This is a genomic window from Nocardiopsis sp. iso_237 (assembly GCF_056173345.1).
This window is the reverse complement of sequence record NZ_CM149669.1, coordinates 1,377,864-1,389,444: the sequence shown is the minus strand read 5'-3', so window position 1 is coordinate 1,389,444 and position 11,581 is coordinate 1,377,864. Positions and strand designations below refer to the sequence as shown.

The window sequence follows — 11,581 nt, the reverse complement described above, 5'->3', positions numbered from 1 at the left end:
AGTAACGCCGGACACAAGCGAATGGTTCCTCTCGGGTACCCGCTTGTCGGCTCCAACGGGGACAGAACACCCTGGACCAGGGACTCGGCGGGAACCCCGGCGCGGCCCGGTCAGTTCACGAGCTGGCGCTGGTTGCGCTGACGCGCCTCCAACGCCATGCCGTGCTTGACGAGGGTGACCAGAACCTTCACCACGGACCTGCGGTCGCGCGCGTCGCAGTAGACCACCGGCACGTCCGGGGTCAGGTCCAGGGCGTCACGCAGCTCGTCGGCGCTGTAGGCGGCCTCGGGGTCGAACTCGTTGACCGCCACCACGAAGGGCAGCCGGTACTGCCGCTCGAAGTAGTCGAGGGCCTGGAAGGTGTCCTCCAGGCGCCGCGTGTCCGCGAGGATCACCGCGCCCAGGGCGCCGCGGACGAGGTCGTCCCACATGAACCAGAAGCGCTGCTGGCCGGGGGTACCGAACAGGAACAGGGTGAGGTCGGTGTCCAGGGAGATACGGCCGAAGTCCATGGCCACCGTGGTGCTCGTCTTGTCCGGGGTGTGCGAGAGGTCGTCCACACCCGCGCTGGCCGCGGTCACGGCGGCCTCGGTGCGGACCGGGGGGATCTCCGAGACAGCCCCGACGAACGTGGTCTTGCCGACACCGAAGCCACCGGCGATGATGATCTTGGTGGACAGCTCGGTGGGGGCCTGGACGTTGTTCGTACTGTTAGCTGAGTGGATCACTGTTAGTCCTAGCGAGAATGCCGGGCCTGCGCGGACGGACGGGCGCACACGACCCGGGCTGGAGGGGCGCGGCGCTCCCGGTTCCGAACCTTCACGGGAACCACCGCAACTGGAACCTAACACCGGACGACACTGGAATCCGGAGTTTCGACACAGTGGGGGAAGACGTCACATCCCCGACCAGTGGGTCCAGACGGGTCGAAACACTCCAGAAGAGCCCCCAAGGCCCGATGTCCACCTCGTGGCGTGGAGTCCGTCCTGTCCGACGGACCGTAGTCAGACAAGCACACTCCTGTACCCTCGCACGTCGACTTTACGACATTGAGAGCGGCCATTTTCGGCCGCTTTCGGCCGCGCCAATCCCTGTCCGGCGTCCGCCCCGCCATCTACGGTGGAAAGCAGGGCACCCGCCTGAGCGCGGTCACAACGGACTCCTGGCACGAGGACGCGACCACCACGGGAGCCTGGCGGCGCCCCGGGGCGCACGACCACCACCGACGCCTCGCTCTTCGACGTCGGACCGGCCGTACACCCCACCGAAGGGCGCCCCACAGCCCCACCGGCCCACAACCGTCCACGTGGGCCGGTGGGTCGTGTTTTTTTGGGCCTCCGCTTCGCTTCGGCCCGGGGTCCGGCGCCTTTGCAGAGGGATTCTTCATCCTCGTCCACGCCTGGCTCGTTCCTCGCTGGCGGCTTGACTCCTCTTGCAGAACCCTCTCCGGCGCCGAACGGGCACCCCCTCGTGGCTTGGGCGAACAGGCGGGACTCACGGCTGTACTTCTTTGGGCCTCCGCTTCGCTTCGGCCCGGGGTCCGGCGCCTTTGCAGAGGGATTCTTCATCCTCGTCCACGCCTGGCTCGTTCCTCGCTGGCGGCTTGACTCCTCTTGCAGAACCCTCTCCGGCACCGAACGGGGCACCCCCCTGCGGCTAGGGCGAACAGGCGGGACTCACGGCTGTACTTCTTTGGGCCTCCGCTTCGCTTCGGCCCGGGGTCCGGCGCCTTTGCAGAGGGATTCTTCATCCTCGTCCACGCCTGGCTCGTTCCTCGCTGGCGGCTTGACTCCTCTTGCAGAACCCTCTCCGGCCCCGAACGGGGCACCCCCTGCGGCTAGGGCGAACAGGCGGGACTCACGGCTGTACTTCTTTGGGCCTCCGCTTCGCTTCGGCCCCGGGGTCCGGCGCCTTTGCAGAGGGATTCTTCATCCTCGTCCACGCCTGGCTCGTTCCTCGCTGGCGGCTTGACTCCTCTTGCAGAACCCTCTCCGGCCCCGAACGGGGCACCCCCTCGTGGCTTGGGCGAACAGGCGGGACTCACACCCGTGGCTGAGGTGAGCGCACGCCTCCTGCTATGGCTGAGATCACCGGGGCGCAGGGCTCGTCATCGTGGCTGGGGTGGATGGGTCGCTTGGCCTCTGGGGCCGGGGCGCAGTGCTCGCAGCCGTGGCCGAGGCGGCCGGTCGGCACTCCGGCGGTGGCCGAGGGGAACATCCCGATCTCGACCTGTGACTGGGTTTCGGGGTGGGCCCTGGGGTGCGGCTCGGGTGCGTAGGATGGACCGGCACCCTCCCCGAGCGGCGTCGGCCGTGGTCCGGGTCGAGGGGCACCTTCCCGAACAGGCCGAACACTCCCAAGGGAGCCGAGAACCCCACATGTCCGATCAGCGCGTCGTCCGCCCCACTCCCATCAGCGGTTTCCCCGAGTGGACCCCACAGGTCCGGGCCGTGGAGCAGCGTTGGCTGGACCATATCCGCGCCGGGTTCGAGTCCTTCGGCTTCGCGTCCATCGAGACTCCGTCCGTGGAGAACCTGGACGTGCTGATGGCCAAGGGCGAGACCTCCCAGGAGGTCTACACCCTGCACCGGTTGCAGGCCGACGCCAAGGACGACTCCGACGCCAAGCTCGGCCTGCACTTCGACCTGACCGTGCCCTTCGCGCGGTACGTCGCCCAGCACTTCAACGAGCTGACCTTCCCGTTCAAGCGCTACCAGACGCAGCGCGTGTGGCGCGGTGAGCGCCCGCAGGAGGGCCGCTACCGCGAGTTCACCCAGTGCGACATCGACGTCATCAACGTGGACTCGGTGCCGCTGCACTTCGACGCCGAACTGCCCCGCATCGTGCACCGGGTGCTCAGCGGGCTGGACATCCCGGCGTGGACGCTCAACGTGAACAACCGCAAGGTGCTCCAGGGCTTCTACGAGGGGCTCGGCGTCAAGGACCCGATCGCGGTGATCCGCGCCGTCGACAAGCTCCACAAGATCGGTGACGAGGGCGTCCGCGAGATCCTGGAGGGCGAGGGGCTCACCGCCGAGCAGATCGACCCCTGCCTGGCGCTGGCGCGCATCAAGGGCTCCGGTGTCGTCGAGGAGGTCCGGGCGCTCGGGGTGGTCTCCGAACTGCTGGAGGAGGGGCTGGAGGAGCTCGCCTTCGTCCTGGACGACCTGGCCGACCTGCCCGAGGGCAGCGTCGTGGCGGACCTGTCCATCGCGCGCGGCCTGGACTACTACACGGGCACCGTGTACGAGGCCTCCTTCGACGACGACCCCGGTTACGGCAGCATCTGCGCCGGCGGCCGGTACGAGAACCTCGCCGGGCAGTTCATCCGCAAGCGGCTGCCGGGCGTGGGCATCTCCATCGGCCTGACCCGCATCTTCGCCAAGCTGGTGGCGGAGGGCCGGATCGAGGGCGGCCGGGTCTGCCCCACCGACGTGATGGTCGTGGTGCCGAGCGCCGAGCGGCGGGCCGACGCGCTGCGCACCGGTGAGCTGCTGCGGGAGCGCGGGTTCAACACCGAGGTGTTCCACTCGACCGCCAAGGTCGGCAAGCAGATCCAGTACGCCTCGAAGAAGGGCATCCCCTTCGTGTGGTTCCCGCCCTTCGAGGAGGGCGGCGAGCACGAGGTGAAGGACATGGCCAAGGGTGAGCAGGGTGCGGCCGACCCGACCGTGTGGTCCCCCGCCACTTAGCAGGTTCTGGTCCGGCACGGGCGGTTTTCGACCTCCCGTGCCGGAACCGGCCATTCGCGAGACAGCCTCGGGGCCCTGGTGCCAGACTGGGACAGGCTGTTCTCCGTGCCGTACCTCAGGCACGGGCCGATTGTCCTAGTAATCGAGGCCATGTCTCCTCCTCGCCACAACCTGCCCCTGTCCGCCGGGGAGTTCATCCAGTTCGTCGGACGTGAACGCGACATCGTCGACCTGAGCCGCCTCATGGGCACGGCCAGGATGATCACGCTCACCGGCACCGGCGGCATCGGCAAGACGCGACTCGCGCTCCACCTCGCCGAGCGTGTCCTGCGCCGGTTCCCGGACGGTGTGCGGTTCATCGACCTGAGCGAGGCCACCACCCGCGAGCAGGCTCTGCGCGCGGTCGCCGCGGGCCTCCAGGCGGTCACCGCCGACTCGACGACGCTCATGGACAGCGTCATCACCGCGTTGCGCACCCAGCACCTGTTGTTGCTGCTGGACACCTGCGAGCACGCCGTGGAGCCGATGGCGGAGCTCTGCGAGGCCGTGCTGCGCGACTGTCCCCGGGTCCGCGTCCTGGTGACCAGCCGCCAGCCGCTGCACGTTCCCGAGGAGAACATCTGGCGGGTGCCGCCGCTCTCGCTGCCCGCGCGGCCCACCCCCACCGACCCCTACGCGGCGGTCCCGGCGCCGATCCCCCGTCGGGACGCGCAACGGTACGAGTCGGTGCGCCTCTTCCTCACCCGGGCGCACGCGGCGCGCTCAGGATTCGAGATGACCCGGGAGAACTCGGGCTACGTGGCGGAGATCTGCCGCATGCTCGACGGCATGCCGCTGGCGATCGAGCTGGCGGCCGCCCGGGTCCGGGTGCTGTCGGTCCAGCAGATCCTGCGCCGTCTGGACGACCGCTTCCAGCTCCTGACCAGTGACGGCACCGGCCACCTCCCGGCACGCCAGCGGACCCTGCGGGCCGTGCTGGAGTGGAGCCACGACATGCTCAGCGACACCGAGCGGCTCCTGCTGCACCGGTTGTCGCTGTTCTCCACCTGGTACCTGGAGGTCGCGGAGGACGTCTGCTCGGGCGAGGGCGTGGACTCCACGGACGTGCTCTCCCTGCACTTCTCCCTGCTGGACAAGTCCCTGGTGGTGATGGACTCCGAGATCGACGGGACCGCCCACTACCGGCTGACCGAGACGGTGCGGGCCTACGCCGCCGAGCACCTGGGCGCCGACGGGGACCTGCGCTGGGGCCGGTACCTGCGGTTCACCGTGGACCGGCTGGAGGAGGCGGCCAAGAGCTCCGCCACCTCGCAGACCTGGGAGGAGTGGCTCGGGCGGCTGCGCATGTACGACCACCACCGGGAGAACCACGCCCGCGTGGTGGAGTGGGCGCTGTCCCGGGGACGCGTGGACGAGGCCCTGCGGGTGTGCGTGGCGCTGCGGGCCTACTGGCTGATGCGGGACCTGTCCGCGGAGGGCAGCAGGCTCCTGGAGCGGGTGCTGGCGCACCAGCCCGACGACCAGGAGCCCGCGCTGCGCGCCCGTGCCCTGGCCCTGCACGCGGAGCTGCGCCTGGACGTGGACCCCGCGCCCAGGGTGGACACCCTGGCCTCCTGTGCGCTGGAGTCCGCCCGGGCCTGCCGCGAGCCGATCGCGGCCGCCTCGGCCCTGGCCACCCTGGCGACGCTCTCCCTGCACGCGGGCGCCCTGGAGGACGGTGAGCGGCAGGCCGCGCGGGCACTCGACTGGGCGGGCCAGTCCGGGGACCCGATGACCGAGGCCAGCACCCGGGGCGTCCTGGCCGAGCTGGCCCAGCGCCGGGGCGCCACCGAGGAGGCCGTCGCGCACCTGGAGGTGAGCGCCGCCGCCTCGCGGGAACTGGGCGACCGCTGGCGCGAGGCACGCGCCCTGTACGGGCTGGGCACCATCGCGGCCGAGGCCGGTGACCACGAGCGGGCGCGCGAGCTGTTCTCCGAGGCCCTGGAGGTCTTCGTCGAGCTTCCCTCCGCGCCCTTCGCGGTGCGGTGCGCGGCCGACCTGGGCCGCCTGCACCTGGCGGCACGGGACACCCTCGCCGCGCGGGAGCCGCTGAGCCGGTGCCTGCGGGTGAGTTTCACCTCCGGTCGCAGGATCGCGGTGGCCCAGGCCCTGGAGGCCCTGGCCGAACTGGCGCTGGCCGAGGAGGAGCCCACGCGGGCGGCGGCCCTGGCGGGGGTGGCGGCCGACCTGAGGACCGCCCTGGACCGCCCGTCCGCCGAGACCGTCCGGCTCCGGTCCGCGGTGGAACGGCGGGTGGGCGCGGGCCGGGCCTCCGAGGCCTGGAACGCCTGGCGTTCCCTCCCCCTGGAGCAGGTGCGGGACCGGGCCCTGGCCTTTCCCCGTCCGCCCACGTCCCGGCTGACCGGCCCGGACTCGCTCACGCCCCGGGAGCGGGAGATCGCCACACTGGCCGAGAGGGGACTGTCCAACCGGGAGATCGCGACCCGGCTCACCATCAGCCAGGCGACCGCGGCACGCCATATCGCGAACATCTTCAGAAAACTTTCGATTTCCTCAAGGACGCAGTTGACCGGCTGGGCCTCACCGAGGGAGACCGGCTGAACCAGGGGTGTTCGTGCCGAAGCACTTGCACAGTGCGCGTGCACCCGCTAAACCAGAAAGCCCAAGCCCCTTCGCCCACCTCGATGACGTCCGCGCCCATCCCCCCTCGTATCCTCCGTGGTGAGAACAACCCCCAACAGCCCCTACTTGTGAAGGCCATGGCACCTTTGACCGCGCCAGCGCGGCACAATCTCCCCCTGCCGGGCACCAGCTTCGTGGGCCGGGAGCGAGATCTGAGCGATCTGCTCCGCCTGCTCGGCTCCAGCAGATCCGTCACGCTCTGCGGCGCCGACGGCATCGGCAAGACACGGCTGGCCCTGCGTGTGGCCGAGCAGTCCACCGTGTCGTTCCCGGACGGGGTGTGGATCGCCGATCTCACCGACGTACGCACCCCCTTGGAGGTGCACGCCCGCATCGCCCAGGCGGTGGGGGTGGTCGAGGAACCCGGCCTGCCCCTCGGGGTGACCGTGACCGAGGCGCTGCGGGACCGCAGACTCCTGCTGGTGCTGGACTCCTGTGAGCACATCGCGGACGAGGTGACCGAGGTCGGGGAGACCCTGCTCGCGGAGTGCCCCGCCGTGTCGGTCCTGCTCACCAGCGAGGTGCCGGTGCGGCTGACCGGGGGGACGGTGTGGCGGGTGCCCGCCATGGCCCTGCCGGTGGCCCCGCGCAACGCCCCTCCCCCGGACCCCGCCGACGCGGAGTCGGTGCGGCTGTTCATGGACCGCGCCCGTGCGCGCGACCCCCGTTTCACCGCCTCGGGCCCCGAACTGGATGCCGTGGCGACCCTGTGCGACCTGAGCGGCGGGGTGCCGCTGGGGATCGAGGTGCTGGGCGCCCGGGCCCCCGAGGAGGGCATCGCCGCGCTCACCGCGGGGCTCCGCGCCCACCTGGCCTCCCCGGTGTTCCAACCGGGCCCCGGGCAGGCCGTCTCGCGCAGCGAGGTGCTGCCGCTGGTGCTGGACTTCGTCTACCGGGGCCTGCCCGAGCCCGAACGCGTGCTGCTGCGCCGCCTCTCGGTGTTCCGGGGCTGGGACCTGGAACTGGCCGAGCAGGTGTGCGCGGACGAGTCCGTGCCCGAGCCGACCATCCTCGATCTGCTCACGTCGTTGCTCGACCGCTCCCTGATCACGGTGACCGGTGAGTTCGAGGGCCGCGTGCGCTACCGGCTGCCCGAGGCGGTGCGCCGGTTCGCGCAGGAGCGGCTGGTGGCCTCGGGCGAGTCCGAGGTGTTCCAGGAACGCCTGCTCGCGCGCATGCTGCGCCTGGCGGAGGACCTGGGTCGGCGGCTGGAGTCGAGCCGGTCCATGCCGTGGTCCGAGCGGGACGCCGGTCGCCAGCGGGTGATCGCCGAGTACGACACGCTCCGGTCCCTGCTGCGCTGGTCCCTCCAGAAGGGCGCGGCCGAACCGGGGCTGCGGCTCTGCGTGAGCCTGGTGGCCCACTGGGTGAGCCACAACAACTACTCCGAGGGCGCGCACTGGATGGACCGCCTGCTGGCGCTGGAGGAGACCGCCAAGGCGCCCTCACGGGCGCGGGCGCTGGTCGGCCGGGCCCAGTTGGCACGTGTGCGCAGGGACCACGCGCTGGCCCTGGAGGCGGGTGAGGAGGGGCTTCGGCTGTGCCGCGAGGCCGGTGACGACGTGTTCGTCCGCACCTGCCTGAGCCTGCTCGCCCTGGTGGAGGTGCGGGAGCGCAACCTCGACCGCGCCTCGGTCCGGGTCGAGGAGGCCCTGCGCCTGTGCCGGGAGGCCGGGGACCTGTGGGGCGAGGCGATCGCCCTCGGGTGCCGGGCGGCCCTGGTCGCCCAGCAGGGCGACTACCCCACCGCCGACCAGCACTACAACGCCGCGCTCACCCTGCTGCGGGGGATCGACCACCGCTGGGGGGTGGGGGTGACCCTGATCAACCAGGCCCGCGCGGCGGAGTTCAACGACGACCTGATCACCGCCGACCGCTGTTACCGGGAGGCCCTGGACACCCAGCGGCTGATCGGCGCGGTCTCCGAGGAGGCGCGCTGCCTGGCCGGGATCGGCCGGGTCGCGCACGCCCAGGGCCACACCAGCCAGGCCTACGACTACCTGAGCGAGGGGCTGCTGCTCAGCCACGCCAGCGGTCAACGGGCCGAGGCGGCCCGGAGCCTGGTGGCGCTGGCCAGGGTGGCCTTCGGCTCCGGACTGCGCGAGCCCGCCTGCCGTCTGGCCGGGGCTGCCACGGCGCTGCGCTCCCGGGTCGGGCTGCCCGTGCGGGAGGCCCCGTGGCCGTTCGAGGACGAGGAGCGGGGGCGCCGACGCCGTCGCCAGATGGTGGTCTGGTGGGAGCAGGGGCACGCCCTGGGTCAGTCCGAGGCGGTGCGTGAGGCGGAGCGGCTGGCGGAGGAGGGCCGCTACCCGGCCCCCCGGCCCGCGCGCCGGAAACGTCCGGGGGACGCGGCGGCGTCCGCTCCGAAGCCCGTGCCGGTCCCGCCCTCGCCGGAGACGGCCAGCCCCGGGAAGCTGCTCACCCGGCGGGAGCTGGAGATCGCCCAGTTGGTGAGCACCGGCAAGAGCAACCCCGAGATCGCCCGGACCCTGTTCATCACGTCCTCGACGGCGGCCCGGCACGTGGCCAACATCAATCGGAAGATGGGCTTCAACTCGCGCACGCAGATCAGCGCGTGGATCAAGCGGCACCGTACGGGCTGACCGGGACGCGAGCACCCCGCGCGGACGGGTCGGCCGGTTCCCGCGCGGGTTGTGTAGTTCTCGCCCGACCACGAATCTACATATGCATCTGCATGGCCAGATGCATGTGCATATTGCCATGAACGCGCTAGGCTCAAAGCCATGGGACTTCGGGCTCCCGGCACCGTGCGAACGGTGTTCGGCCAGTCCCAGAAACGGCCGTCGGACCCCGGGCCGAACCCCCGGGGATCGTCGCGCCGTCGGTACCGGGAGGGTTCCCGGAACCGGTGGGCAACCGTGCTGGCGCGAGGGGAAACCTGGGGAGGTCCCTCGCGGCGAACGTCCGGCGCGGCGCTTCCGGGCTCGCCACGTGGAGGGGGCGTGACGAGCCCGGGCAGCGGGCCCACACGGAGACCGTTCGAGTGGGGGAACGCATGGGGGTAGGGCTGACTTCAGGAACCGGACGACCCGGCCGTCATCTGCCGCGTAGGGACGACCCGATCGGATCGCTCACCGGTGGGCTGTGTGAGCGGCTGCGTCTGCGGACCGCGCGCGGCGGGACGATTCGCGGCGCCTCCGGACGGATGGACGCGCTGACCTTCGCGGCCACCGTCGAGCAGGCGGCCGCGGGGCTGAGCCGTCGCGGCATGTGTCTCGGGGACGTGGTCGGTGTGCTGGCCCCCGTCTCACCCGACCGCTTCCTCGCCTCCTACACGGTCATGGCCGTGGGGGGCCGGGCACTGACGGTCACACCCGAATCCGACCTGCGCACCCAGTGCCGGGCACTGGCCGAGACCGACGCCCGGCTGCTGATGGTGAGCGAGGACCTGGCCGAGCGGGGGCTGGAACTGGCCGAGCGCTCCCGGGTCCGGCAGGTCATCACCTTCGGCAGCGCGCTGGGCACCACCCCGTTCCGGGAACTGCTGCTGCCGAGCCCGGACGGGAACGTGTACAGCCCGGCGCGGGGCCTCTTCGACAACGGCCACCTGGGTTACGAGCCCGCCGGGGACGACATCCTCACCACGCTGCACACCCACCACGACCTGCTGGCCCGCTTCGCGGAGCTGCGGGGCGAGCTGGCGCTGACCGCCGACGACGTCGTCGCGGTGGGCGAGGCCGGGGACGAGGCGACCAGGCTGGCCCTGGTGGCGCTGGCCCTGTGGACCGGGTCGTGTGTGGTCGCGGGTGAGGACTGCCCGCCTCCGGAGGGGCGGCGGATGACGGTCACCTGCGACCCCGTCCCCACGCGCATCGCCTACCCGCAGTCCGACGTCGCGAGCTAGGCCGGGTCGGTCGGCGCGGCCGGGCCCGCGTCGTGCGGCTCCGCTGACGGCGTCGGCACCGTCGGGACCGCGGGGCGGGCCCGCTCGCGGCCGCGCCGTGCCTTCGTGGGTCACGCGGGGGCGGTCTCGCCCGTCGTCTTCGGGGGTCGGTGTCAGCGCCGGAGGCGCCCGCCGGGGCTCCGTCCGCCGAGGGGTGGGAACGCCGCGTCAGTGCCATCCGACCCACGCCTGGGGAGACGTACGTCCCTGAGCGCGCCCCGGACGGGCGTGGAGCGCGTACTGAAGGGTGGGGCGGCCCGGAGGCTCCGAGGCCCGTATCCGCCCCCTGAGGGGTCTCTCAGGCGGTCTCGACGACCGCGTTCCCGTCCGCCTCGTCGTCGATCTCGAACCAGGTCACGTGGGTGGCCTCGCTCCAGTACTCTCCGCTGCGCGTGGCGCAGCTGTCGACGATGAACTTGCCGCGTCCGAAGTCGTCGCCGTCCTCGCGGGTGTGTCCGCTGTCGGTGTCCACCGGGTCGCGCTCACCCTGGTCCGCCACGGCCACCCGGAGCCTGTTCGCGTCGGAGCGGATGAACAGCGTCATCACGCCCCCGCTCTGACCCGAGCGCGAGTGCAGCAGGGCGTTGGTCGCCAGCTCGCTCACGGCCAGTTCCGCGTCGTCCAGGGCCCCGTCGCCGTGCCCGTTCCTGGTGAGGAACTCACGGACCCGCGCGCGGATGGACCGCACCGCGGTCAGGTTTCCCGCGCAGCTCCACACGGTGTGGTCGGTGACCCCACCCGTGAGGTCCCCGACGTCGATCCTCGGTGCGGTCGACGTCACGGCGTCTGGGGCCTCCGCGGGCACGTAGTCCCGGAGTTGCCTCGCCTCAGCCATCCGGTCACTCCAATCACCCGCGACGGGCGCGCGGGTTGCGCCGCCTGCACTCACCTTAGACAAGGGTGTGCCGGGTCCAGAACAGCACACCTGGGTTCCTCTCGCCGGGGATTGGTCACAAAACCTCGTCCCGTGTCCTCCCCGATGTGGACAAAGGAAACAGCCCGGCCCCCAGGACCGGCCATGTGACGTGCAACACCCGGGCAATGCCTGGCCGCATCCGGCCGCGCCCGGCGCGCGCACTCCCCCGCATCGGTGGGCGCGACGCCCCCGGGATCCCGTTCACGCCACTCCAAGAGAGTCACCCTATGTGATCGAGCGCCTGGCAAAGACGGAAAACAAGCGACTAAACGCCACGTTTTCACTACTCACAGGCAACGATGAGGACACAACAGGGGACGCCGAAAACGCGCTCGGGACGTCTACCACGGCGCGGACGGTGCTCGCGAACGGACACGCCGGGCGCCC

Annotated in this window: 6 protein-coding genes; 4 read left to right on the top strand and 2 right to left on the bottom strand. The window is 71.4% G+C overall.

The genetic code is table 11. The annotated features are described in order from the left end of the window. Positions 1 to 110: 110 nt before the first annotated feature. Complete coding sequence (locus AC0VYM_RS06365) at positions 111 to 728, bottom strand: GTP-binding protein (protein ID WP_475460045.1); 618 nt, start codon at positions 726 to 728, stop codon at positions 111 to 113. A gap of 1,650 nt (positions 729 to 2,378) precedes the next feature. Here AC0VYM_RS06365 and hisS point away from each other — a divergent pair. From hisS to AC0VYM_RS06345, 4 genes are all read left to right on the top strand, one after another. Continuing rightward, positions 2,379 to 3,692 carry a histidine--tRNA ligase gene (hisS, locus tag AC0VYM_RS06360; protein ID WP_475460043.1) on the top strand — a complete coding sequence of 438 codons (1,314 nt, stop codon included), beginning with the start codon at positions 2,379 to 2,381 and terminating at the stop codon, positions 3,690 to 3,692. A gap of 150 nt (positions 3,693 to 3,842) precedes the next feature. Beyond that, positions 3,843 to 6,293, top strand: coding sequence for an ATP-binding protein (locus AC0VYM_RS06355; RefSeq protein WP_475460040.1), 2,451 nt, complete (start codon positions 3,843 to 3,845; stop codon positions 6,291 to 6,293). Positions 6,294 to 6,460: 167 nt separating this feature from the next. Beyond that, on the top strand, positions 6,461 to 8,977 hold the full coding sequence (locus AC0VYM_RS06350; protein ID WP_475462955.1) for a LuxR C-terminal-related transcriptional regulator: 2,517 nt from the start codon (positions 6,461 to 6,463) through the stop codon (positions 8,975 to 8,977). Between the two features lie 413 nt (positions 8,978 to 9,390). Next, entirely contained in the window at positions 9,391 to 10,239 is an 849-nt protein-coding gene (locus AC0VYM_RS06345) for an AMP-binding protein (RefSeq protein WP_475460038.1), read from the top strand. Between the two features lie 337 nt (positions 10,240 to 10,576). Here AC0VYM_RS06345 and AC0VYM_RS06340 read toward each other — a convergent pair whose 3' ends face one another. Beyond that, entirely contained in the window at positions 10,577 to 11,113 is a 537-nt protein-coding gene (locus tag AC0VYM_RS06340; RefSeq protein ID WP_475460035.1) for an ATP-binding protein, read from the bottom strand. Between the last annotated feature and the right edge of the window lie 468 nt (positions 11,114 to 11,581).